This is a genomic window from Chryseobacterium indoltheticum, assembly GCF_003815915.1.
Classification (GTDB): domain Bacteria; phylum Bacteroidota; class Bacteroidia; order Flavobacteriales; family Weeksellaceae; genus Chryseobacterium; species Chryseobacterium indoltheticum.
On sequence record NZ_CP033929.1, the window covers coordinates 2,933,254 to 2,958,361 of the forward strand.

Consider the following 25,108-nt stretch of genomic DNA (forward strand, 5'->3'; position numbering starts at 1 on the left):
ACAAGAATGGCAGAAGATAAAAACGGTTTTCTACTCTATAAAGATCTTATCAAAACTGTTCAAAAACTCCCAAAGGATAAAGCTGGAGAATTATTTATGCACATATTAAAATATGTAAATGATGAAGAACCAGAAACCGACGATTTACTAATTGAAGTTGCCTTTGAACCAGTAAAACAGAAGTTAAAAAGAGATCTTAAAAAGTACGAAGAAACAAAGGAAAAGAATCGGGAAAACGCTAACAAGCGATGGCAAAAAGAAAAACCGACCGAATCAAGTGGCACTAAAAAAAATGCGACCGCATCCGACCGCATACCAGAGCATGCCAAACATGCCGATAGTGATAGTGATACTGGTAATGATACTGATAGTGGTAATGATACTGACTTTCTTTTAGAAAAAGAAACAAAATCAGATTTGCAATCTGAAGAAGTTCCTAAGGAATTATTTGAAGATGATAAATCACCAGATTCAGGAGAAAGAAAAAAAGTTCCGCCAAAAAAAGAAAGTGATGAGGTGGAAATTAATTATCGGTTTGATTCAAAAATTTTCATAGCTCAATGGAACTTGTACAAAGTCTTCAGAAAAAAGAAACACAGGTTTACATTTCTCGACAATGATTCCGAAAACAGAAAGCTCACAGAATTATTTAATCTCAGCAATGGCGATGAAAAGTTCGCAATAAAAATTATTCAAAACAGCATTGATAGCGGATACAAAGGATTATTCCTTCCAAAAAACTTAGACAATGGAAAATCAACTCACAACAACTCAAACAACGGATTTACAAAAACAACAGCTGCAAGTAGCAATGCAACATCCGGGAAAACATCCGCTACTACAGCTATTGCCCGCCACCTTGCAAAGCTCTCTTCCGGCAATAGTCAAAGCGGAGATTTCACAGCCGATGCTGAAATCCTGTGACGATCTTACTCAAGAAGTTTTTGCACTTCAGGTTCTAAATTTCATAAATCCAAATCTAGAAAATCCTGATTTCGACGATCCGAATAGCGACGGAAGTTTAAACAAGCAAAAAATAAAAGATTTTGCAAAGAAAAGCAGACTTACACCTCAAGAATTCTTAGACGCCCTGGATTTGGTTCCTCGTGATGAACTCACAACCATAGAACAACGTCCGAATGGTGAAGACTTCGAAAAACCGTTGAAATTATTTTCTAGGATAGATTCTAAAAATCTCATCGAAATTGAAACAGCTTACATCAGATACCGCAGTAAAAATAAGCTATATGAGAAAGGAAAAGCTGAATTAAAAGCATTTCTCATGCCTCCAGTGCAAGAGTCTACTCAAGAGCAAAAAGAAGCTCAAAATCGAAAATTTTTAAAAGAAGAATATCAGCGACTTCAGATTAGAGGTTTCGTGTTAGGAACTACAATTTTTTATGACATGCTTAGACCAAACTACAAAGTTGTAAATATTGCTTTCATTGAAATTTTCTTACAAACCTTCAAACCCGAGGTTTTTGAAGACGAAATTAGAAGCACTGAAGTTCATTTGGCGAATAGCAAAAAAATAATAAAAAGAGACGTTCTACTTGCTTTCAAAGAATTGTTTGTAAAAACATATATCGAAAAAGCACAGTTGAAAAGTTTGTCGGAAAGTGAATGGATTGAGCACTGGAAGAATATAAAAAACAATACATAACACAATGAAAGATAAATTGGAAATGATAGTAAGGAACGAAAAATTAGACAGCTATTCTCTTTACGAGCTTAAAACAGCTGGACTGATAATTAAAATCACCTTCAGTCAATACGTGATTACTAAAAAGGGGTTGAAACTAATAAAAGAAATATAAAAAATGGACAAAAAGATTTTAAATTTTGTACTGATCTCAGTGTATCATACAAAAGCAGATGACAAAAGTTTTTATTTCTGGCGACAAAATAACGCAGGTTACACCAGAAATTTAAATGAAGCAGGGAATTATACCAATTCTCCTAAAGTAAAAAATGATACGCTTTACCAAGCCGAAGGATATCATAACACTTTGAGAACATTACCACTCGTAAAAGACAGCGATCTGTACTTAAGGCTTGAAAAAGCTGAAGACGGAAAGTACACAACAATTCTAAACAACGAGCACAATTGTCGACTGCTTGGAATTATCAACGGCAACGGAAATAATCTAAAAAGAGGTAGACACTAAAATTGAAATATGGAAAATACATTAGAAAACAGATTAAAATTTTATGCTCAACATTTAGGGCAAAACATGATTATTGAATCAGATTGTTTCAAGTCTGAAAACGGAAACGATATTATTCATACACAATTAGTATCTGTAAGTTTAAAAGGAATTGAATGTAATAATTGGATTCCAGTTACCGAACATACGGCGTTAGAACTTAAACCTATTTCATCAATGACAGATGAAGATGCTAAAAAATTAGGATTTAGAGATTGTGATCACTTCAATTTTGATGCTAATCCTGATGCTTGGAAGGATGAATTAAGATTATTAGGCTATGCTGTAGATTGGGTAAACTTATCAATTGAAAAGCAAATTGCATTCGGATGGTTAAAATTAAAAACTAATTAAATGGAAAAAATAGCAATCATAGACATCGAAACAACCGGATTTCTAAAAGCGGGCGGAAAGATTGTTGAAGTTGGAATTGTTGAACTTGATTTGTCAAACGGAAATAAGAAAATCATTTTTGATCAGGTTACGCACGAAAAAGGAATTACCAGAGCTGAGGTTGAAAACTCTTGGATCGTAAAAAATTCAAGTCTCACTGTAGAAGATGTCCGAACCTCGAAATGTCTGGATATTCTCAAGCCTGAAATTCAGCAGATCCTGCACGCTTACAAATTCGGTTGTACAGCCTTCAATAATACTTTTGACTTTGGATTTATGGAACATCGAGGCTTTGTATTCCCGAAGAAATTGGACTGCCCGATGAAGCTCTCAACCAACATTTGCCAACTGACAGGCAACAGAGGTTTCAAATGGCCGAAAGTTCCTGAAGCTTACGAATTCTTTTTCGGTAAAACTGGTTACATCGAATCTCACAGAGGTGCTGATGATGCTTTTCACGAAGCGGATATTGTTTATGAACTATTTAAAAGAGGAGTTTTTAAAATTTAATTTTATGAAAGCATTATCAATAAAACAGCCTTGGGCAAGTATCATTGCTTACGGAATTAAAGACATTGAAAACAGAACTTGGAAAACAAATTTCAGAGGTAGGATTTTCATTCATGCATCGGCAAAAATTGTCGAAGAAGTTGATTTTACAACACAACAAACTGCTTTGCTTTTTGAAAATGGAATTTGGCATCCTGACAGAGGGTTTACAGAGGAATTAAATATCACATCAGCCATTATTGGCGAAGTTATTATTGTTGACTGCGTGATTAATCATGAGAGTATTTGGGCTGATAAAACATTTATGTATGAATGTGATGAAACTGGAGAAGAGCCAATTGGCAAACCAATCTATAATTGGGTTTTAGAAAATGCAATTCTCTACGACAAACCTATTTTTAATGTGAAAGGAAAGCTTTCTTTTTGGAATTTTGAAAAATAAAATATGACAGAATTTTCAGTATTAGCAATATGCGCATCCTGTGTAATAATCACATGGACTATATGTGAAACAATCGAAAAAATTAAAAAAAACAAAAAATAATTATGAAAGAATTTAATCAAGAAGAAAGTGAAGAATTACAGCGAATGATGACCGCTAAAGCTTCACTAACAGAAAATCCGTTCCACTCAGGCAAAAAACAGAGAAAGTGTAACAATGCTAAAAGACCCAAATCACGTAAAAAGAAAAGATAATTATGAAAAAATACAGCTTCTGTCCAAAATGCCAGATAGGACTTAATTCGCAGGAAATGCAATTAGGATTTTGCCAAAACTGCAAGAATAGTTGGGAAGATGAAGATGCCGAAGAGGATTTGTATGATGAAGAGTTGCAACGACAATCAGATGACGATATTAATGAAATGAATGATTGGTAATTTAAGCTGACATCTTACTGTCTAAAAAACAATTTAAAATAGGTAATTATACGCAAGTTTACACTGGCATGTTAAAAAATTAAGTCTGCCAATAATTTGACAGACTTATTAAATAATTCATATATTTGCATTGTCTCTAATCTCAACGGACGTATAGAATTTAAAGTATTTAGATAGCAAATCTTGATAAAATTTGTAAAATTCACTGTTGTTAGTTAATGAAAAAACCACTATGAACAACAAAAAAGTAAAACAATTAAACACTTAAGACATTTCTTTTTAAGAAATTGCTAAAAATAATTGAATTAGTGAATACTATCTATATACAAAATAAGTCCTCCCTATCCCGATAAGGAGGACTTTAATTATCCCATCGGATAATGCCTAGAGTAAGCAGGGGGTTGCTTCGCCAATAGGTTCAACAAATCCTCCATTAATTCTATACATATGGCTAAACAAGAGATTAGAGACGGTGTATTATGTGAATTAATCTTCAGAAAAAGTCGAGTTATCAACGGCAAGAAGATTTTCTACAGAAGACCATTCCCTATGTGGGTTCCTGTTGAGAAATAGGGTAATTTGAATTAAACAGGGAGTCAGTCGGGGGCTCTTTCTTTTTTTTACTTCAACATCTTTTTATTTTCCTCTAAAAAATAAGACCTCCTTTTCGACAGAAGATATAATTCTCTAAATTTGGATAATGATCACAAGAGAAGAATATTTAAAAGCATTAGAAACTGTAAGAAAATACAGAGAGCAGGTAGAATCTAAAATACATGATTCTGCCGGTTTGCCGGATGCTGAAAAATTTCTTTCTGAGTACGACATTCCATACAGACTGCGTAAAGTTTTAGGAGAAATCTACCTATTCGAAATTAGCAAAGATTTTAAAAATCAAAACTGGGAAAGCTGCTATAAGTTGATTAAAATTTCAGATTTGAAAACCGAACCATTCATTTTAGAAAACATCCTCAAATGGCGAGGTATGGGTGGTCAACTTAAATTTGAAGTAAAGAAAATTTATAAGTCGTTAGGTACTTCATAAAAATTAAAGCGGCACCAGTGGTACCGCTTTAATTTAATCTGCATTGTAGTAAAAAGTATTATTCGAATCAAGATTAATTTTTTTTAAAATTTCTTTTCCTACTTCGGGATTGAACTCGACATAATTTGAGTAAACCATACCTTCATTGCTTTCATCGGTACCATGTGTATATTCAAGTTCTGATAATTCGTCATAATTGATTCCTAACAAATCTGCTAATTCTCTATCAGCTCTTTCCTGATTTAAATCATCTAATTGTTGATTGCTCATATTTATTTATTTTCACATAATTAGGAAAAAAATATAACTCAAGATTCAGTATTTATACGGATAATTTTACTTTTATATTTTGTACATTAGTGAATAGTATTAACTTATATGATCATGTGGATTGTATCCTTTAGTCAAAGGTTCTGGTACTATAGAATCGTAGTTATAATTTTTTAAGATATCGTATCTTTCCAATAAGACTTTAAAGTAGGAATCTTTATAATATAAAATTCTATAAAATATCATCAACTTTTCATGTTCAGATAACTGGCTTCTTAAAATTGATGTATATCTTTCCTTAAGATTAAAAGTTAGTATGTCAGATTCATCAATATATTTGATTATCTCATACAAATTACTGTAATAATGATCCAAATGATAATTAAGTGGCAGATAATACCTTAGATAAACTCTGGAAAAATTATTTCCTTCACTATCTAATTTCTCGTAAATAACAGAAAATAAGTACAAAAACACACCTCTTGCTTTTTCCACTGTTGTTGAATTGTGTGTTAATTGCATTGAGTTAACAATTTCGTGATGAACATTAATCATATTGAAGAAAGTAGTTTCAAAATTTTGTGTAGACATTACCTTATTTTGTCTATCCAGCTCCTTCTGTTGATCATTTATATCCTGCCTCTGTAAAAGTATAGTTATGATAAGAAAAACAAATGACAATCCTGTGAATAAAGCATTAGAAGCTCCAAACATATCCCCAAAAACTCCTGGTTCGACATCTCCAGTCTTTTTTAAAGAACTGGCATACATGTAATTACAATATAGAACAATTGCCATAAAAACAGCAGACCCACACCCTATCAGCAGTAAAACTCTATTATTAATCCTCATAAATTATTAGTTTACACAAATATAACAAAAAGCCACCTACAGCAGATGGCTTACTTTTTTAGAAATCCAATTACAATTTCTTTTCCGTTCTCGTCTTTTTTATAAATAGTTTCCATTTCGCTTTTCTTTGTTGAATAAAATAAATCACGAATATCTACATCTAACACCTCAGCTATTTGTTTTAACGTCTCTGGTTTTGGAAACGTATTTCCTTTATTAATGTTTGATATAGTGGTCGGTGTAACACCTATTAAAACTGCTAAATCTTTACTTTCAATACCTTTTTCATTTAAGACTTCTTTTAATCTAAGTAACTCCATTCCTTTTTTTACAAATATACGAAATCAAAACATTGTTTTGATAAACAACAATGCAATCAAAATTAAATTTGGATTTAATCAAATTAATATTTAGATTTGCACATACAAAATCAAAACATCGTTAAGATTAATCAATAATTTAGAAAAATGAAAATATCAGCAAATGAAGAATCAGAATTTACCGCTGTTGAAAAAAAGGTAATTAAAAGCTTTTCAATAACATTCAGAAGATTCGGTAAAAAAGGTGGCAAATACACAAAAGAGAGATTTTGGATTACATCACATAATAATATAACCGGTGATATTCAAACATTAAAAGCTTTGAAACTAGAAGACCTAATTAATATCGTTTCTCAAGCTAAAAAACTAATAAAACAAGCAGATTCAAAAATAAAATAACATGAAAGAAGACAAAATCAACTTAAGTAAAATGCGGGCAGACGCTTACTGGGCTTATCTCGAATTTTGTGAAGCAACAAGCGAGGTGCCTCGAAAAGAAATTTACAACCAGATAAAAACATGTAGTGACGATCAGGCTTTAGATCGACTTACGATATGGATTGAAAATAATCATTCAAAGTTTGAGAAGATGATGCTGCAAAATGCCGAAGTTAAAAAGAAAGGTTTTTGGTCCCGAATATTTAAATTTTAAGAGATGAAAAAAGTAACTGTAATTTTCAAAGATTCAAAGTATAACTATGATACCTCGGTAAATGGACAACAAACCGATGAGCAAATTCAACGGTATTTTATCGGTAAACATTTCAACTTTGGTACTGATGAAAATGAGAATTTTCAACTTTGTATTACTGTTAAAATAGCGTAATACATGTAAGTAACTCAGGCTGTTTTCTCTTTGAAAACCTTCTGGGTTACTCTACTTTTGTCAGTGTGTTAGAGGCAAATACCATACAAAAATACAAGTCAAAAAAGCTTAGTTGGTTAATTGAAAAAGCTCAAGAATTAGTTAATGCTTACGTGAGAAAAAGAGATTCAATTAATGAATTTGGTGACTTTATTTGTATTTCATGTGGGGTAAGAAAGCCGAAAAACCAGTGCAACGCAGGTCACTTCTATAACCGGGGTAATTTTGGCAGTGTAAGGTATAATTTAGACAATATTCATGCTCAGTGTATTTACTGCAACATGCATTTGCACGCTAACTTAATTCCTTATCAAAAGAACCTCATCAAAAAGATCGGTCAGGCAAGATTTGACAACTTAGAAATGATGGCATACGCAAGAGGTTTCAAACATGATAGATTTATGCTAATTGACATAATTGAAAAATATAAAAACGCGGGGTAGAGCAGAGGTTAGCTTGTCACTTTGACTTGGTGAAGGTCGTTGGTTCGAATCCAGCCCCCGCTACAAATTAAATTAAGAAATGAAAACATTAACTCTACAAATCAAAAAAGATTTTCTTGATCAAATTCTTTCCGGTAAAAAGAAAGAAGAATTCCGAGAAATCAGACCAAATAATTCAAAAAAGTACATCGAGTATTTTAATGCTGAAGGTGATGAAGATGTTAAACCTAAACAGGTAGACCGTATTCAGTTTTTTAACGGTTATAAAGCTGACAGACCTGAAGTCATCATTGAGGTAAAAGCTGCTGAAATTGAGTATATCGTTGATGAAGATGGTGAGTTTATAGAGTATGAAGAGAATGGAGAAATGTATTTGACAGCTCAAATGGTTTATTCCCTCGGTAAAGTAGTTTCAAAGAAAAATATATAATTGTTTAACCCTAAAATTTTAAAGCTGAGTCAGAAGTACAATTAAAAATCTAATTAACAGAGTTACAGGTGTAAGTACTGTAAGAACAAGAGTGAATCGTGGTAAAGTTGAACGAGGCAAGCAAGCCGGGTTCGGTACCAGAGATCAAAAAAGAAGAGACATAAGGGTTGCCTTTGGTCTCGCAGGTGGTTAATATGAATCATCTACAACATTCAAAAGAGGTTATTAACACGATCAAGGAAAGGGCTGATCGTGTTATCCTTTTTTATTCAGCAGGCAAAGACAGCATTGCTTTACTTGATTTATTGAGTAAAGAATTTAAAGAGGTGGTGTGTGTCTTCATGTACTTCGTGAAAGATCTTGAGCACATCAACCGATTTATAGAATTCTCAAAGAAGAAATATGATAACGTCACATTCGAAGAAGTTCCACACTGGACACTGACTAAAATTCATAAGTACGGTTTATTCTGCCAGCCTCGAAAAATACGCCAACTAAAATTCGCTGATACAATCAACGCCATTAAAATTCGCACAGGTCTAAAGTACGCATTTATTGGAGAGAAGAAAGCCGACAACATGGCCAGAAACATCAAACTTCGTCAATATGAGTTAGAGGCAATTTCCACAACCAACAACGTCTACCCTCTTAGTTTATGGAAAGATGCTGATGTTATCGACTACATAAAACGAAACAATTTACCTCAACCTATCAAATACGGAAATAAGCGAAGCAATGGAGTTAATTTCGATATTGATGTTTATGTCTATCTAAGGAAATATTACCCGAATGATTTAAAGAAAATTTTAAACGCCTATCCCCTATCAGAAAAATTACTAATTGATTATGACGAAAAAAATTAAAGAAAGTGAAACGGTTATTGTAAAACGTAGCCAGATCAAAGAAGCACCTTACAATCCTAAGCATCACAGTAAAGAACAGGTTGACCAGATTAAGAGAAATTTTAAGAAGGTTGGTTTTTTAGGTGGTATCATATGGAATGAACGAAGCTCAAACTGTGTGGATGGACATAAGAGATTGCAAGCAATGGATATCATCTACAAATATGATGGTACACCAGATTCAGACTATGATGTAAAAGTTGAAAAAACAGATCTCGACGAAAAAACAGAAATAGAACAAAATATTTTCCAAACAAAGTCACGTACTGATTTCGATGATGAGCTTTTAAGAATCCTTGTTCCTGATATTGATTACACTGCTGCAGGTTTAACTGATTACGATCTTGAATATTTGGGAGTAGACTTTAATGCAGATACAGCTAATGAGGTCCTTCAGGATGTTGAAGATTTTTATCAACCGGTAAAAGACCAAAAAGAAATTGAGAAAGCTGTTAAACAAGAGCTGACTGATGATGAGAAAATTCAACAGGTTAAAGATGTTAAGAAAAACATCGAGGAAAGATCAATTGAGAAGGTTCAAAACATGGACGCTTATGTTACACTTTCATTTGATACAGGTAAAGCAAAAGAAGCCTTCATGATGAGATTTGATTTTGATCCGGAACTAAAAATGATCAAAGGTGAAAGGCTTTCAGAAATGGTAGAACGAATAGATTAAAAAGTAAAAATATGTCCGAAGAAAACAAACTTGGCCGACCAACAAAATACGATCCTAACTATCACGATAAAAAGGTTGTTGGTTTTTGCCTCCTTGGTCTAACCGATGAGCAAATGGCGGGCATTTTTGAAATTGCTGTCTCAACATTCTATGAATGGAAGTTAGCTTATCCTGATTTTTCGGAGGCCATAAAAAAGGGAAAAGAAGAAGCTGATGTTAAGGTCGCTGCATCATTGTTCAAAAGAGCTACCGGGCATAAAGAAAAAAGAACTATTCCGATCAAGCTCCGAACGACTGTAAACGGTGAAGGTTCCACTGAAAGAGTTGAGTTGATTGAAGTCGAAGATTATTTCCCACCAGATACCGGTGCTCAGATTTTCTGGTTAAAGAACCGAAATCCTCAGATGTGGCGTGACAAAAAAGAAATTGATTTAAATGATGCTTCCACGATAACAGGTGTTACACTGATTGACGATGATGACGAAAACGAAACTTCCGAATAAGAAATTAGCGATACCAAAGAAAAAGATTGCTCCCAAGTTCCGGGACGCTTTTATTCGGTTTCATCGTTACATGATATTTTTCGGAGGAAGAGGTGGTTCAAAGTCAACACACATTGCAATCTTACTTTTATCCCGAATGATGACCGATGAATACATGTATTTGGTGTATTGTCGTAAATGGTCTGCACACATTAAAGATTCACAGTTCAAAATATTTCAGGATTGTGTCAAAATGATGGGATGGGAGAATGAGTTCAAGTTTAATCAAAGTGATTATTCCTTTGTTTGTCTCAGAAATGGAAACAGAGCGATTGCAAAAGGTCTCGATGATAATAATAAAACAAAGTCTATTGCTGAGCCAACTCATATATGGGCTGAGGAAGCAGATCAAATGACCTTTGATGATTTTGACACGCTTAATAAATCTTTAAGATCACCTAAAACTCAAAACAGTTTTATTCTTTCCTTTAACACGTTCATCAATGAGTTGCACTGGATCAGAAAAACAATATTTGATAAAGAAAGACTCTATGAACTATCAGAGCAGTTCCTTAATCTGGACACATACCTGAACCATTCTACTTATTTGGATAATCCATTTATCAATCAGGAAGAATACAAACAGACGTTGTTAATGGATAATGGAGGAAACGAAGCAAAAATTGCTTCTGACTTGAAAGGTCTTTGGGGACAGATGCCAAATGAGGATCCTTGGTTGTATGCTTATGATAAAGAAAAGCATGTTCGGGAAATACCATTTATACCGTCCTACCCTATTTATCTCAGCTTTGACTTTAATAAAAATCCGATGACTGTAAAAATGTTTCAGATGTCACCACAAAAAGGATTGCCTGACAGTTTTATTCACATGATTGATGAGATGGAAGGAAATGTCGTGCTGCGGGAATTCTGTGAAAGAATCAAAGCAAAGTACCCGTTCAGTCCTTTCTTTGTCACCGGTGACAGTTCTGGCAAAAAACAAGGAGAGGTCGGATATGAAAGTAAACATGACAGTGCATATTCTATGATAAAAAAACATTTAGGTTTATCTGATGCTCAGATGCACCCGAACGGATATAATTTAACATACGAAAACAGCCGTATTCTAATGAATCAAATGTTTTATAACTATCCTCATCTATTCATACATCCGAGGTGTAAAGGAACTATCAACGATTGTGAAGTTGCAACCATCGACGAAAAGTCAATGAATGTACATGAACTGAAAAAAGATAGAGGAACATTTGCAATGGACCACTTCGACAACATGAGATATTTCTTCCAGAAGTATTTCCAAGAATTCGCAAGATCAAATTATCACGCAACAAAATAAATTAAGAAAATGACATACCAAGACAATCCAGAATTTAAATTAGACTTTGAAAGTAAGATGTTTGACGTTAATGGAAATACTTTAGTAGATGGCGCCGAACCTTTACGATATTATTCCTATGTCAACATTTCAAATTATCACATGTCCAGGTACATCGCTGCCAATGCTCAAAATCAATATTCTGCAGCAGGAATAACACCTGAAGTTATTAACGCAATCTGTGACAAAATGATTCAATCGGTAAATGATAGAAAAATAACTGATGTCGCTATTCTCGCAAACAATCTGAAGTATAGAACCAAATATCCAGTCGACGAACATGCCAGCCTTCGTATGGCCATGATCTATACTTTTGTCGAACGAGAGCAAGCAGATAAATGCGAAAATCATTGGACTGAATGGAAACTTCAAAAGATTCTGGCTGAACCCGAAGCTTACAGTTTTTTTTTGCCCATAGGAATGGAACTTACACCGGCATACAGCGAATTCTTACAGGAAATTTCCGAGAGTTCTTTAAGTCAGAGGCAAACAATGCTCCAGACGATGTCATTAAACATGTCGGAACAAAAATAAAAGAAATGTACAATCACTATAACGGTTTAGCATTGAAGCTTGCCGACGGTGACCAGCAAAAAGCTGATTATATCCTGAATTGCTCAGTCTATGAGTTCTATTTCCGTTACAGAAATATTCAAGAATTTATTACATGGAAAAATGAAAACTCAAAGCCTAAGTCTTCATAAAGCTGTAAGTAACTCGCTTACTTTTATCTTCTTATACCGCAATTCCTGCGGTATTTTTGCTGTATGGCAGATGATATTTTAGACATCATCCACAGAATAGCATTTGACGTTGATGATGCCAACCTCGACAGACTTACAGCGCAACTCCGCAGACAAACCGAGACTATTAATCATCTTGGTCAGAGACAGGCACGTTTAGCTCAAGCATATGACCGGACTTCCTCTTCTGAAATAGACCGTCGCCGTCGAATTGCATCCTTGATGGAGCGAAATAATACTTTGCTTCAAACAAATTCAAGGAGTCTCGAAAATAATGTACTTAACAACCGACACTTAAATGACCAACTCACAAGAGAGATTGGTCTTATCGGTACCATCAATGCTCGTCTTGATCTTCTTCATAGACGTCGTAGAGAAGCAACGTCGGAAACAGACGTAAGAAGATATTCACAGCTCATCACACGTGAACAAAGTAGACTTGACAGTTTAAATAGAGTTCCTAGAAATAGAGCTGCTGGATTCCTAGGTAATTTAGGCCAGTTAGCAGGTGCTGGTTCTGCAATTTCTTCGCTACTTCCTGTCGTGGGCGGTGCGCTTTCTATCGCATCATTAGGACAACAGATATTTGAAGTGACAAAGCGTTTTGAAGGATACAGCCAAACATTAAAAAATGCTTATGGTTCATCCGTTAAGGCTCAAGGCGCATTCGACAAAATACAGCAATTTGCTGCTAAAACTCCTTACGGTGTTGACGAACTTACAGCATCATTCATTAAGCTTAAAAACAGAGGCTTTGATCCAACTACTGAGGAATTGACAAAAATGGGAGACCTTGCAGCCTCGCAAGGAAAATCATTTGATCAATATGTTGAAGCCCTACTCGATGCACAAACTGGTGAATACGAGCGATTGAAAGAATTCGGTATCAAAGCCAAAACTAGCGGTGATATGGTTACTTTCAGTTTCAAAGGCATTGAAAAGCAAGTTAAAAAAACAGATCAAGAAGCAATCAGAAACGCTATCATATCCTTTGGTGAGTTGAAAGGCGTTGTTGGTGGTATGGCGGGTCAGGCTACTACTTTAGAAGGAAAACTTTCAAACATGGGTGACACTTGGGATTCCGTGATGTACAACATGGGTAAAAGTGGTAAGGGTTTCATGTCAGATATGATTGATTTGGCTAATGAACTCTTGTCTGCATTTAATGACATGATTGAGAAAAGCCCCGCACAACAATTACGTGAGGAACAACAAGAGGTCAATAATTTATTCAGCGCAATCGCTTCCCTGAACAGCGAAAACCAATCTCGAAATATTCTTATTGCTGAATTAAATGCAAAATATCCACAGTTGGTCGCCAATCTTAATTTGGAGAATAAAACATCTGCAGATATCCTATACACGTTACAAGGAATTAACAAAGCATATGAGCGTAGAATTTCTTTAGCGCAACAAACTTCTATTAAGGAAAATATAGCCAAGAAGCAAGGTAAGATATTCGCTGATACAGCTGAGGATTTAAGTGATCCTTCATTCCTTGCTGCATTGAGACAAACTGGATATTTAGACGATTTTCAAAAAGCAGCAGGAAACTTAAAAAGACAACGAGAAATTGTTGCAGAAGCTAAAAAGGCAGTCGGTAAATTCGGTGCTTTCGAATCTTTTAAAAATCCCTTTGATGGAGGACATGAAGATACTCTGAGTTTTAGTATTAGTTTAAATTCAGCCAGTAAAGCTTTAGATAAATTATTAGTAGAAATCCCTTCATTAACTAAGCAGCAACAATTAGCTGAGCAGGGCATTTCCACTATCAAATCAAATAATCAAAAAATATTTGATTTGATGTACGATAAGATAAAACGAGAAGGTGGAATTATGGAAGACGGAGCTATTAAACAAGGGTTTGATCTGCGTAAGTCATTAGGTCTTGTTGGTTCCGGAGATTTTGTTGCTATGTTCGACGAATATGCGCCAGATATTAAAGTTCCGATAAAACCAACTGAAGATAAAAAGAAAGAAAAGAAGGGTAAATCTCCTTTAGCTAAAGCTTTCGAAGAGATTGAGAATGAAAAGAAACTCCGCACCGAACTTGAGAACAAGCGAAAAGCAGATGCTGAAGAACGATATCGTAAAGACTACGAAATTGATCAGAATAAGTTCCGACTTGATTTACGTTTAGCCAAAAACAAGGAAAGTCATGAAAAGGTTCTTGCAAATATTGAAATTGATACTTCCAAGAAAAAAGCTGTTGCATTACAAACTAAAAAAGGTGAACCAGGTGAAAAAGCCAAATTCGCTGCCAATTTAGCTGGAGAAAACGCAAACATTTCCCAATCAAAAGCTAAACTCGCAGAAATCGCAAACGAAATCAGTGACGGTGCTAAAAAAGAGATTGAGGAAGCTATAAAAAATTTCAATGAATTAAATGATCAGCTGTATTCTCTGCGTGACCAGACTTTCGAAAATGAATTGGCTCAGTTAGAAGATCATCAAAACAAACGTCTTGAAACTTATAGAAAACAGCGAGAGCAACTTACTAAGCAAATTGTTGCTCATGAAGAGCAAGGTAATATAATTGTTGTTGGTCAACTCAAATCTAATTTACTAAAACAGCATCATTTAGAATATTCTGACACATTACGATACAATGATCGAATAAGACGACTTAAAATTGACGAATTCAATAGAAGAGTTGATAAGGAAGCAGAATTACAAATCAGAGCATTAACAGCATGGACTGATTTAAAAAAGCTTGAATTCGGATATAAAGTTCAGCAAAACGAAAAGCAGGATAAAGCCGAAATTCAGCGGTTAGAAAAAATAGGTAAGGAAAAGGATGTTCTAATTAGAAAACAGGAAACAGCAGCGCTTTATATCCAATATAATGCTGCCAATAAAAAACTTGGTAAGCTTGTAGCTGATGGGAAATCAACTAGGGAGGAAATCGATAAACAACAGAATGCAGTTGATGATTTGGCTAGACAAATTAAGGATAAATGGGGCGAAAGAATGGAGGTGCCTGCATTTGGTAAAATTGGAAAAGCAATAAAAACCCTTAAAAAAGATTTTGCTGATGGCAAAATGGATGATGAGCAATATTCGGAAAGATTAAAGGAATTGCAAGCTGCAAGGGTTAGAGGTTATAATGACATGGCTCAACAAGCGGCTCAGTCTGCTGAGATGATTGTTTCTGCATTTGAGCAACAAGCAGAAAGAGAAATTGAGATACGACAAAGAAGAGTTGATCAAACAAGAGAAATTGCAGATCGTGGAAATGCCGAAGCTCTACAAGAAGAAGAACGAAGGTTGGATAAAGCTGTTAAAACGAGACAGCGATTTGCAAAACAGCAGATTGGTATCAATCTATTAATGCAAGCCTCAGCAATTGCCTTAGCGATTGCAGAAGCTGCAGCTGCGTCTGGCGGTATCGGGGCTCCAATAGGTATTGCCATTGTCTTAGCTGCATTGGCTACAGGTTTTGCAGCAGTAAAAGGTTTTCAGCAAGATACTCCTGCATTTAAAGATGGTGTTATTGGATTCAACGGTAAAGGAACCGGTACTTCCGACAGTAATTTAGTAAGGATCTCAAACGGTGAAAGTGTTATTACTGCCGAAGCGACAGCGAAAAACAAAGCAATTCTTGAGGAAATCAATGCTGGTAAGGTATTTAAACCTTTAGAGTTCAATCCGGGTAAAATTCAACCAATTAATTCTGCAAATTCAGAATCCTATGATTTTTCAAGGCTAGAAAATAAAATTGAAAGACTTGAGAATGCTATTAAAGAAAGAACCCCAAACAGTATTTCAATCGACAGAAATGGATTTATGGCAATGACAGAGGAAATTAACACGCTAAATAGAAAAAGAAGTAATCTATGAAAATGAGAATATTCCTGAAGAAGTTGCAGATGTATCATCAGAATATTTCTCAACCGATATATTACACAGGAACAAATCCGAATACGTTGCAGATTGTCAACGGTTTAATTCCAGATAATGACTGGATTGAGTTCACTGAAGATTCCGACAATCTTGATAAGCTAAATTTGTCATGGAGACTTAGGGAAAATGGTGCTGAAGCAAAATCGACATCGAACTTAGAAAAAGGATCTAGCGATCAAATCACCTTCGTCAATAAAGCATACATCTATATAAAAGAATGGCTTAATGATCATGTTTCGGCTGCATTAAACGGCATCGAAGTTAGATTACAAGTTGATGGAGGTGTATTTTCAGATTTCATTATCAAAAATGATGGTTTGAGCTACTGTGATGATGACACATGTACCATTGATTTAATGTTGAAGCAAAAAGATGATGTTTATACATGTATTCAAACTACTCTTATTGCCGACAATCATTCTGGAATGTTTTCCGGATCCTACCAACACCCAAGAATAGCATACTGCGATGAGTTTCGTCCTTCATGGTTGTTAACCGTTTTATGGTCGTGGATGGCTATTCAGGGCGTGGTAACTCAAATTACTTACACGAGCTTATATCCTGTAATTTGGCTAATAATCACCATAATCAATGCGATTATTGCAGTTCTCAGAACATTAGGATTTAAGAAGATCAAAAAGATCGACAAACCTATTCGGCCTGATGAGTTGTGGGACAGAATGAAAGAAGATATGATCATGGCGGGTGGTTGTGGCAGAGAACATCCTGCGCCATTAGTTCGCGACTACATTTCAAATGTTTGCTCAAAATGCGGTGTTAAAGTTGGGGCGCAATCAATACCGCTTTTTTATGATCCTTCATCAGATTATTACAACATGGTGATGATGTCTGCCGAAGTGAAAAAAGGTGTTAAATATGAGGATGCAACAACGTATTGGATTGATGATAATAAACCTTTGTGGACATTGGACATGTTTCTCAATGAGCTGAAGCCAGTTTTTAATGCAAAATGGTATATCAAAAATAATACTCTTTACTTCGCAAGAAAAGACTTTGATCAGTACAATGATTACATTTTTGACTTTACAGGAAATGATAGATCATTAATTGTTGAAGGTATCTGTTATACTTGGAATGAGGAAAAGAAAAGAGCTTATGCAAATTGTGGTTACACAACCGACGCTTTCGACAACATGTCGATGGACGCAAAAAGCCGATTTAATGATATTGTTGAGTGGAATAATCCAGTAAATCCAATGCTAGAAGGTGAGTCAAATAAGATTGTCAACTCATTCGCTGCAGCACGATTCCGTCAAGATGGAATACTGAAAGATTACATTGCTGAATCATTAAAATACATTTGGATAGCAGCTGCGATATCCGGAGGTTTGGCAAACCTGCTTCTTGTTCCTTTGAGAAATAAAATGAGAGAGTACAAATATAACCTCATCATTCAAAACGACACTCTGACAATGCCCAAGCTTTTGATTTGGGACGGTGAAAGTAAAAGATCTGCAAAGGTAAAATGGAACTATCAGTTTAATGTCAATATGCCCCCGGTAAACGGGGTTAATAATCCAACAGGGATTAATTATAAAGGCATTCACCAGTTTGATTACGATTATGATGATTATTACAACGAAAATAACAAGCTCATTAACTATCCTTTAGCCTTTGATGCTAATTTCACGGGCAATCTATATGATCGGTTTCATCAAATCGATGATCCTCGTGTCAATCCTCCGATGAATAAAAACTTTGAATTAAAAATTCAGCTTTGTACTCCGGAACTTATAAGACTAGGTGTTTTCGATGGTTCTTCAGATATCGCAATAGGTAGGAAAGTGAAACTAAATGCGGGTCAATTTTACAAAGAAGGCACAATTGAAGAAATAGAATTGAGCTTCGATGCTTCAGATAAATTAGGTAGATGGATTAAAATAAAAGGTACAGCATAATGATATTATTAAACAACTTATCACAATTACAACAGTATAATCTCGCTTACAAAGAGCAATTGTACTTCCAGCCAATTGTGTTACCTTCAGATATTTGCTTACAGGGATTTCTTCCAAAACAAATTCAAAATAACTACTCTATCGAAGTTCACTTAATGAGCTACGACGGAGATGAATTTATTGCAGATCTTACAGATTCCTTTAAAGTACTTTTTGCGGTGTCAAATGCTAACCAGAATTACTTCAATATTCAATTAAAGGATTTTGATCAAATTGATAAAGAAAACATCGAACTATTCCTTTTAAAAGTTATTGTACGAAATAACGGATTGCTTTTATATTCAAAAATTACCGAGCCTTACCGCAAACTGAAAACATCAAAAATCTGTTACGGTGTTATTGATGACTTTGCTATGATGATTATTAGTAAAGCGGGTTTTATCAAGATAAATAGTGAAACCTTTCAATTTGGTCAAGGTCTTCAAGATTCAGGTTTTGAAATTGATTACAATGAAGGAAATTATTATTTATACGTTGATTGTCTTGATACCGTACAGGTAGGATATTGTTATAAAGGTGAAGATGTGAAAATTGACCTACCACTCATCGCAACTGAATTCTTGCAAGAAAACGGATGTCAACTTCCATTAATAAGACTTTCCGCCACCTACAACTGTTTTGACAATGTCAAAAACGCTTATTACGGAGATCCGAAAACTCTTTTGAATTATCCCGGAAATGATCAAACCTTGATTCATCAAAATAGCTTTTACATTCAAGGACAATTACAAATACAGCCATCGGAAATTAAAAGAAATATTACATTCTTAGGCAAACCTCAAAGAACCGAAAATATTGAAAAGCTTAGTGTTTTTGGATTAGAGGTTTTTCCTGACTGGAAAATGAGAGAAATTGAAAGTATTCTTTCTGGTCGTAGAATATTTGTTGATGGCATTGAGTACATATACAGAGGAGCAAAATCCTTTACTCGGGATGAAATACAAGGCTCTAACTCGTGGATATTCAAAACAGAACTAGAGAATGCTCCTAAAGTAAATGACTTTACCTGTATTGAAGATTGCATAACGAATTGTTACTATTTCGTAATTACTTCCGGCACAAAGGATCAAGATTATTACAGAGAGGATAAGAGCAAAATCGGAGATACTTATCAGGAATTGATAGACTATTTTAATTCTCTGAATGATATTATTTCTGTAACAGATGTTGACACATCAACAATCGGATGTCATATAGTAGCTGCTATAAAAATTGATTCATTTGGCTATGTTCCAAGTTTTATTTATTATAAAATGCCACTCAACGAATATAGAATTTTTGTAAAATTTGATGACTGTAAAAATCCAATCAAATTATGTGATGGCATGACTAATTGTGCCTCATTACCTTCAGGTATTACATCAACATACTCAACATTTAGAGGTTGTGCCTTACTACCTTCTCTTATTACTAGCAGCTCTGAAATTGAAAGGCCTTATCAACCGTTCAGGTACACCGTTTTGGAGGAAAGATGGAATGATGTCAATTATTATGATTTTAGAAGATACCCAGATGGTACAGTCGAATTAAACTTCCAAGCAATGGGTCCAGAGGATTTCTATGATTTAATTGATGAGTATGTATTAAGATTAGATACTCCGGGAGTGCCAACAACAGTAGTTAATGAAGATTACGAAAATGTGTCTATTTACATAGACCTAGAAGGAAATCTTTTTGTGACTGGAAATACAACAAATAACATGTTGACTTTTAAATTAACTTATAAAATATAATTATGCCTAAAAACTGGAATATATCAGTAGGAAGCCCCGTTCTTACGCAGGGCATGTCTTTCTTTGTAAGATATCGTAAGAAAACAGAACAAACCTGGACTAATTTTTTACCAAATCCAACTACAAACAATTTCACTATCACCAATCTTGATGATAAATCAGATTATGAGCTGGAAATAAGTACGATTTGTCAAAGTGGAGACGTAAGTCTTCCTGTATATTATACTGATTCAACAACAAAACCGTCCGTCACAGTTAGGTGGATGGATAATCAAGGCATCGAGGATAGGATTTGTACGCAGAATGCTTGTAATTTTATTATTGAAATAGTAAAAGCGGATCCGGATAATGTTATTACGGAAACAAAAGTTTTAAAAAGCACTGATAATGGACAAACATGGTCAACTTTCATTGCAAATCAGATAGGAAATTCTTTATCAGATAGCGTTTCATCTATAGGAACTACTAAATATAAAATTGTAGTATCAGACTCTTTTGGAAATACCTACGAATCAAATGTCTTAAGCTATAAACGTGCAGACATGGTCGAAGTAGAAGCTGCACCCAATGTTTATATTACAATATATAAACCCGATTCAGGAAGTCATTATGTTGGTCAGCTTAAATTTGATGGTCTTATTGCGACTGCAAACGGATCAAACATAATAAAGGTTGAGTTATACGTAAGATTCCGCTCTATTGGTGCGGGTATTTGGTTTGAGCGAACCGAAACTCACACTGTTGGAAATCCTCAACCATCAATATCATTAAACAAACAATTTATTTATGGATTTAAGGAACCGAGTAAATACATCGGTACCAGAGACTGGAACGGGGCTGACAGTGTAAATGTTCAATTGAAAATTTATACATCTTCAGGTGAGGTGAAAATAGTTTCACCAAACAGTGTAGCGTTTCCTTGGTATAGCAACTATAATCAAGCGATCCTATAACATGTAAGTAACTCAAGTAGTTATTTCTTTCAATACCGCATATCCTGCGGTATTTTTGTTTGATAACAATATTATAACCTATGGCAACAATTACACCTACGGATTGCACTGATTTTGATCTACAGGAAAAAGAAAGCAATTGCGAATTAGAAGAGAGAGATGTAAACATCCGCTCTATTGGTTTTTATAAAGCCAGCACAGTTCTACCCGACCCACTGACAGAAGATGCTTTGAAAGAGCTTATTGTTCCTACTGATCCTGCAACGACTAAACCCGGATTAGTTTTTAGTAATGAATTGGCTAACGTAACTCTCGCAGATCCTCAAGTAACAGAAAGAAAACTTTCAGATAGTAGACCACCTGCTGAATTTGTAGAAAGCAGGGAGATCACTTTCCAAGATAGAATTGCTGTTACCATCACTGAAGCGTCAAAAACTGTTTTTAAGGATTACGAATTCTGGAAAGACAAAAGGGATCATTCGACTCTTTTAAATTATGTTCTTGTTATGTCTGACGGACGTATCATAGTTCCTAGACAGAAAAACTCTGCAGCGGGCATGCCTGCTACTTTTAGTGTTTTCTTGAACTATGAAGCAAAAACACAAGGCGGAGCTTTTGAATTCAAGCAAGGCAAAATTAAATTCTTAGGAGATCCTTTAGACTTTGTTCAACCAGACATTAATCTAAATGATATTCCAGAAATTAAAGGCAAATGGTAATCTAAAAAAGATTTATGAATCTTTCTGAAGTTCTTACTTTTATCAACGATAACAAAACACCCGACACCAAAAAGGAGGTCGGGGTGTTTTTATCTGTATCTCTACACACAAAAGGTGTAAGACCAAAATTTAAACTTGATAGAGGCGGAATGTTATTTGATAATCAAGACTTTATCGATGATTATCAACAAATATTTGATAATTATCTATTATCAAGGCATCCACGAGAAAGTGAAGTTACTCGAAATTGGAGACTATCACAATACAAGCCATTTACAAGAGATCCGTTCTTGCAAATCACCGATATTATCAAAGGCGCAATTTTTAACGATGGTCAATATACGATTCAACTTCCTAACAAAAATGATGATGAGTATATTTGGTCTAAATCATTTCTTGAATTTGATTTGATTGGTCTATTTTCAAACAGAATTTTAAGTTTGATGCTTGAAGATCCTAATGGATATATCGTCCGAATTCCATCAAAACCAAGTTACGAAACAACAGGCGAAGTTCAGATCAATGTTGATTACGTTTGCATAAAGGATGTTATTAGAAAGCCAAGCACTGGTGATTTTATATTTTATAGTAGAGATCGCAAATTTATTTATTGGATTAATTCCAATGTGATTATTCGATTCATTAAAGATGAGCAGTCCGGTAAATGGAAACTTGAAAATGAGAATGGATATTTCGCACATTTATTAGGTCGTATTCCTGCGAACATCTTAGGAGGTCGCTATGAAACAGACGGCTATTATTCATCATTTTTAAACAAAGCTGTGCCAGTTGCTGACGAATATGTTTCAAACTATTCTGCTAAACAAATGATCGACAAGGAGGCTTCACATCCTTATATTCAGCAAATGAACATCGAATGTATTGAGTGTGACGGAGAAGGAAAAAAACAGGTACCATGCCCAATTGATGATTTACATCCTACCGGAGTTACTCTTGAAAAATGTCCTAAATGTAAAGGCCGAAAATATATCAGCATAAATCCAGCTGATCGCTTCGAGGTTTCTAAAGAAGACATGGATAAACCGGCTATTAGAATTATAAATCCGGATGTATCAATAAACACTTATCATCAAGAAAATACTGACAAATTATTTCAAAAAATATTAGATGCGCTTAATCTAACTTTAATCAGGGAAGCGCAAAGCGGTGCAGCTAAAGTTGTTGACCAAGAAAAACTATATCAGTTCATATCTGGTATTTCTACTCACATTTTTGACAACCTCATTTACAATACGATAAAGGATATTATCAGTTATAGAAATGTCCGGGTCAATAATGGAGTCACACTTCCAACTGATTATGAATTCACATTCGTGAAACCTCAACAGTTTAATATTAAAACTGCAATGGATTTGTTGAATGAAATTAACGAGACCCAAACCGCTAACCTTCCCATATTCATTCGAAGAAAGATGATCGGTGAGTTTGTTAACAAGCGTTTCAGCTCCGATGATGTGATGCAAAAGAAATCAAAATTCATCATTTTAAATGATCCTCTATTTGCTTTCTCAACTGCTGAACTTGCACAAATGCAAACAATATCTTCAGAGCAAATTCAATTCTCGCAAACTCTTCCAATGATTCTTGATAAAATAGAGGTCGATCTAGGTCAGAACTTTATTTTGGAAAAATCATTCGATGAGATTAGAACTAAAGTTGATGAGCTGTTCAAGCCTATACCTGTAAGTAACTCAAGCAAAAAAGACGAGGATGTCGTAACTCAATAATTTATTTTTACAAGTGATTATTTATCATAAAAATCTTTAAATCATGGCTAAACAAACCCAACCAAAAGCTCAGACTCAGGATTCTAAAAAAGCCCCTGAAACAACTGCTAATGCTACGCCCAATACTCCAGAATTACAGACGGATGCATTTGGTGGAGATTTAGCACAGACTATAAAAGCAGAACCTGAAACAACTGCTAATGAGGACATTCATAATCCTTATAGTAAACAAATCATATCAGAAAATGAAGATATCAAAGCTACCGAAATTATAGAGCCTGTAAAAACAGAAACGCTTGCACCGTATTTTGATAATCCTCTAGTAACTGATGTGATTCAACCAACTATTCATGACGAACCTATTAAACCAACTTTGACAGATCAGGTTGTTTACGAAGATTTCTCTAAGGACAGCACTGTAAAAGTGAAAAACGTAAATGGCGTGGTCGTTAATTTGAGCGGAACTGCTGCAAAGATTCTTAAAAACCTTGACGCAACTACTAAAATCGTGAAGTAATGGCCAAACAGACGCAGGAAACTGAAAAAAAAACAGTGGAAGAAAATCCAGTTCTAGAAGTTAAGGATTTTGTTTCATCTCCAACAAAATCAAAATCTTTACCTGTTTTAAAACGTGGTGAAATTTTGATTTCAGAAGCTGATGAAAGTGGTAAAGAAGTCAATCATTTCATCAGTAATCAAAAAACATTCGATGACTTCTACAGTAAGAACAAGAAATTTTCAATTAAAAAAAAATAAGAAATGAAATTAACACAAGCAAACCTAATCAAACTATTATCATCCCTAGGACTACAGGATGTACAAGTTGTGGAGGATGAGAAAGATGCAGATCAGTTCAATGGTGATGAAATCATCAACGGTTTTCTCGAAACTAAAAAGCCAGTTTTCATGCAGAACTTTGAAAGTGAAATTCTTCCTGAAAGACTAAAAGCTGAAGCTGGAAAGTTTGGAGGAAATCTAAAAAATAACATTAAAAAACTTTCAAACGGTCTGATTAAAGACAGTGACTTAGCAGGTAAATCAGATGCTGAAGTTTTGCAGATTTTTGCTGAATTCTTGAACAAAGACAAAGATGCTTCAACTGAAGATCTGCGTAATCAGATGAAAACTCTTTCTGAAAGTCAACAATCTACGATTGATAAACTTAAAGAAGAATATGAAGGAAAGTTATCAGGAAAAGATAAAGAATTTGACAGTTTCCATATCGAGTCTTATCTAGGAAAACTAGTTAACGAACTTCCTTTAATTGGTGAAGATCCTGCTGTTAAAATCGGAGCCTTAAAAAGTAACATTGAATCAAACTATTCTCCAGTATGGAACCGTGAGAAAAAAGAGCTTGAATTGAGAGAAAAGCAAAATCCTGAAAGATTTGCACAGCTTAACGAAAACACTCTTTTAACTCCAAAAACATACGCCGAAAACTTCTTCAAAGGATTAGGTATGGTCAAGACAGATATGTCGAAAGAAAATGCTACTGATCATGTTGACAAAGGAAACGGCGCAGGAAATAGTACTGATTTTCAAAATAGAACAGATATGCCATTCGCCAGTGTAGTTGCTGGAATTGAAGGGAAATAATACCGTGTGAATAGAGGAACAATGAGAGGTTCAAATCCTCTCCGGTGTTCAAATGTTGGCGATAG

Annotated in this window: 32 protein-coding genes and 1 tRNA gene; 30 read left to right on the forward strand and 3 right to left on the reverse strand. The window is 34.7% G+C overall.

Features of this window, described 5'->3' with window-relative positions; translation table 11 throughout:
- The first annotated feature begins 6 nt into the window (after positions 1-6).
- The 9 genes from EG358_RS13675 (at position 7) to EG358_RS13710 (ending at position 5,033) form a co-directional block, all read left to right on the forward strand.
- Positions 7-924 (forward strand): DUF6291 domain-containing protein, encoded by a 918-nt coding sequence (locus tag EG358_RS13675; RefSeq protein WP_076559807.1) that lies wholly within the window; start codon positions 7-9, stop codon positions 922-924.
- Complete coding sequence (locus EG358_RS13680) at positions 908-1,663, forward strand: hypothetical protein (protein ID WP_076559805.1); 756 nt, start codon at positions 908-910, stop codon at positions 1,661-1,663. The genes EG358_RS13675 and EG358_RS13680 overlap by 17 nt, the downstream gene beginning before the upstream one ends.
- A gap of 157 nt (positions 1,664-1,820) precedes the next feature.
- Positions 1,821-2,168 carry a hypothetical protein gene (locus EG358_RS13685; protein WP_076559803.1) on the forward strand — a complete coding sequence of 116 codons (348 nt, stop codon included), beginning with the start codon at positions 1,821-1,823 and terminating at the stop codon, positions 2,166-2,168.
- A gap of 9 nt (positions 2,169-2,177) precedes the next feature.
- Complete coding sequence (locus EG358_RS13690) at positions 2,178-2,561, forward strand: SAM domain-containing protein (RefSeq protein WP_076559800.1); 384 nt, start codon at positions 2,178-2,180, stop codon at positions 2,559-2,561.
- Entirely contained in the window at positions 2,562-3,110 is a 549-nt protein-coding gene (locus tag EG358_RS13695; protein WP_076559798.1) for an exonuclease domain-containing protein, read from the forward strand.
- Between the two features lie 4 nt (positions 3,111-3,114).
- Positions 3,115-3,552, forward strand: coding sequence for an ASCH domain-containing protein (locus EG358_RS13700; RefSeq protein ID WP_076560008.1), 438 nt, complete (start codon positions 3,115-3,117; stop codon positions 3,550-3,552).
- Positions 3,553-3,656: 104 nt separating this feature from the next.
- Positions 3,657-3,806: a hypothetical protein gene (locus EG358_RS19685; protein ID WP_159436366.1), complete on the forward strand. Its 150-nt coding sequence runs from the start codon at positions 3,657-3,659 to the stop codon at positions 3,804-3,806.
- 2 nt (positions 3,807-3,808) lie between these two features.
- Positions 3,809-3,988, forward strand: a complete 180-nt coding sequence (locus EG358_RS13705; protein WP_123890113.1) for a hypothetical protein — start codon at positions 3,809-3,811, stop codon at positions 3,986-3,988.
- Between the two features lie 700 nt (positions 3,989-4,688).
- Positions 4,689-5,033 carry a hypothetical protein gene (locus EG358_RS13710; RefSeq protein WP_076559796.1) on the forward strand — a complete coding sequence of 115 codons (345 nt, stop codon included), beginning with the start codon at positions 4,689-4,691 and terminating at the stop codon, positions 5,031-5,033.
- Between the two features lie 33 nt (positions 5,034-5,066).
- On the opposite strand, the gene EG358_RS13715 is transcribed toward EG358_RS13710, so the two are convergent.
- The 3 genes from EG358_RS13715 to EG358_RS13725 all read right to left on the reverse strand — a co-directional run bounded on the left by EG358_RS13715 (position 5,067) and on the right by EG358_RS13725 (position 6,475).
- Positions 5,067-5,303 (reverse strand): hypothetical protein, encoded by a 237-nt coding sequence (locus EG358_RS13715; protein ID WP_076559794.1) that lies wholly within the window; start codon positions 5,301-5,303, stop codon positions 5,067-5,069.
- A gap of 99 nt (positions 5,304-5,402) precedes the next feature.
- Positions 5,403-6,155 (reverse strand): putative phage abortive infection protein, encoded by a 753-nt coding sequence (locus EG358_RS13720; protein ID WP_076559792.1) that lies wholly within the window; start codon positions 6,153-6,155, stop codon positions 5,403-5,405.
- 50 nt (positions 6,156-6,205) lie between these two features.
- The gene (locus tag EG358_RS13725) at positions 6,206-6,475 is read right to left on the reverse strand and encodes a helix-turn-helix domain-containing protein (RefSeq protein WP_076559790.1); all 270 of its coding nucleotides are present in this window, start codon (positions 6,473-6,475) and stop codon (positions 6,206-6,208) included.
- Between the two features lie 147 nt (positions 6,476-6,622).
- On the opposite strand from EG358_RS13725, the gene EG358_RS13730 reads away from it, so the two are divergent.
- The 21 genes from EG358_RS13730 to EG358_RS13820 all read left to right on the forward strand — a co-directional run bounded on the left by EG358_RS13730 (position 6,623) and on the right by EG358_RS13820 (position 25,043).
- Positions 6,623-6,874: a hypothetical protein gene (locus tag EG358_RS13730; RefSeq protein ID WP_076559788.1), complete on the forward strand. Its 252-nt coding sequence runs from the start codon at positions 6,623-6,625 to the stop codon at positions 6,872-6,874.
- A 1-nt stretch (position 6,875) separates the two neighbouring features.
- Complete coding sequence (locus EG358_RS13735) at positions 6,876-7,127, forward strand: hypothetical protein (protein WP_076559787.1); 252 nt, start codon at positions 6,876-6,878, stop codon at positions 7,125-7,127.
- 3 nt (positions 7,128-7,130) lie between these two features.
- A complete protein-coding gene (locus tag EG358_RS19690; RefSeq protein WP_159436365.1) occupies positions 7,131-7,301 on the forward strand; it encodes a hypothetical protein in 171 nt (56 codons plus the stop codon).
- A gap of 65 nt (positions 7,302-7,366) precedes the next feature.
- Complete coding sequence (locus EG358_RS13740; RefSeq protein WP_076559785.1) at positions 7,367-7,783, forward strand: recombination protein NinG; 417 nt, start codon at positions 7,367-7,369, stop codon at positions 7,781-7,783.
- Positions 7,774-7,846, forward strand: a tRNA-Val gene (locus EG358_RS13745). The genes EG358_RS13740 and EG358_RS13745 overlap by 10 nt, the downstream gene beginning before the upstream one ends.
- Before the next feature lie 16 nt (positions 7,847-7,862).
- Positions 7,863-8,213 (forward strand): hypothetical protein, encoded by a 351-nt coding sequence (locus tag EG358_RS13750; RefSeq protein WP_076559783.1) that lies wholly within the window; start codon positions 7,863-7,865, stop codon positions 8,211-8,213.
- Between the two features lie 194 nt (positions 8,214-8,407).
- Complete coding sequence (locus tag EG358_RS13755; RefSeq protein ID WP_076559782.1) at positions 8,408-9,076, forward strand: phosphoadenosine phosphosulfate reductase domain-containing protein; 669 nt, start codon at positions 8,408-8,410, stop codon at positions 9,074-9,076.
- Positions 9,060-9,794, forward strand: coding sequence for a ParB N-terminal domain-containing protein (locus EG358_RS13760; protein ID WP_083677017.1), 735 nt, complete (start codon positions 9,060-9,062; stop codon positions 9,792-9,794). Before EG358_RS13755 ends, EG358_RS13760 begins: the two co-directional genes overlap by 17 nt.
- A gap of 113 nt (positions 9,795-9,907) precedes the next feature.
- Positions 9,908-10,297 carry a terminase gene (locus EG358_RS13765; protein WP_123890115.1) on the forward strand — a complete coding sequence of 130 codons (390 nt, stop codon included), beginning with the start codon at positions 9,908-9,910 and terminating at the stop codon, positions 10,295-10,297.
- Entirely contained in the window at positions 10,269-11,630 is a 1,362-nt protein-coding gene (locus tag EG358_RS13770) for a phage terminase large subunit (RefSeq protein WP_083677016.1), read from the forward strand. Before EG358_RS13765 ends, EG358_RS13770 begins: the two co-directional genes overlap by 29 nt.
- Before the next feature lie 9 nt (positions 11,631-11,639).
- Positions 11,640-12,203, forward strand: coding sequence for a response regulator (locus tag EG358_RS13775; protein ID WP_076559775.1), 564 nt, complete (start codon positions 11,640-11,642; stop codon positions 12,201-12,203).
- Positions 12,204-12,208: 5 nt separating this feature from the next.
- On the forward strand, positions 12,209-12,373 hold the full coding sequence (locus EG358_RS19695) for a hypothetical protein (protein WP_159436364.1): 165 nt from the start codon (positions 12,209-12,211) through the stop codon (positions 12,371-12,373).
- Between the two features lie 63 nt (positions 12,374-12,436).
- A complete protein-coding gene (locus EG358_RS13780; RefSeq protein ID WP_076559774.1) occupies positions 12,437-16,252 on the forward strand; it encodes a hypothetical protein in 3,816 nt (1,271 codons plus the stop codon).
- Positions 16,249-18,234 (forward strand): hypothetical protein, encoded by a 1,986-nt coding sequence (locus EG358_RS13785; RefSeq protein ID WP_076559772.1) that lies wholly within the window; start codon positions 16,249-16,251, stop codon positions 18,232-18,234. The genes EG358_RS13780 and EG358_RS13785 overlap by 4 nt, the downstream gene beginning before the upstream one ends.
- On the forward strand, positions 18,234-20,027 hold the full coding sequence (locus EG358_RS13790) for a hypothetical protein (RefSeq protein ID WP_076559771.1): 1,794 nt from the start codon (positions 18,234-18,236) through the stop codon (positions 20,025-20,027). Before EG358_RS13785 ends, EG358_RS13790 begins: the two co-directional genes overlap by 1 nt.
- A 2-nt stretch (positions 20,028-20,029) precedes the next feature.
- Positions 20,030-20,980, forward strand: coding sequence for a hypothetical protein (locus EG358_RS13795; protein WP_076559769.1), 951 nt, complete (start codon positions 20,030-20,032; stop codon positions 20,978-20,980).
- Positions 20,981-21,060: 80 nt separating this feature from the next.
- Positions 21,061-21,699: a hypothetical protein gene (locus EG358_RS13800; protein ID WP_076559767.1), complete on the forward strand. Its 639-nt coding sequence runs from the start codon at positions 21,061-21,063 to the stop codon at positions 21,697-21,699.
- A 14-nt stretch (positions 21,700-21,713) separates the two neighbouring features.
- Positions 21,714-23,447, forward strand: a complete 1,734-nt coding sequence (locus tag EG358_RS13805) for a DnaJ-like cysteine-rich domain-containing protein (protein ID WP_115596376.1) — start codon at positions 21,714-21,716, stop codon at positions 23,445-23,447.
- Between the two features lie 43 nt (positions 23,448-23,490).
- Entirely contained in the window at positions 23,491-23,964 is a 474-nt protein-coding gene (locus EG358_RS13810) for a hypothetical protein (RefSeq protein WP_076559764.1), read from the forward strand.
- Positions 23,964-24,203, forward strand: a complete 240-nt coding sequence (locus EG358_RS13815) for a hypothetical protein (protein ID WP_076559762.1) — start codon at positions 23,964-23,966, stop codon at positions 24,201-24,203. The genes EG358_RS13810 and EG358_RS13815 overlap by 1 nt, the downstream gene beginning before the upstream one ends.
- A 3-nt stretch (positions 24,204-24,206) precedes the next feature.
- Positions 24,207-25,043 (forward strand): hypothetical protein, encoded by an 837-nt coding sequence (locus tag EG358_RS13820; RefSeq protein ID WP_076559761.1) that lies wholly within the window; start codon positions 24,207-24,209, stop codon positions 25,041-25,043.
- The last annotated feature ends 65 nt before the right edge of the window (positions 25,044-25,108 follow it).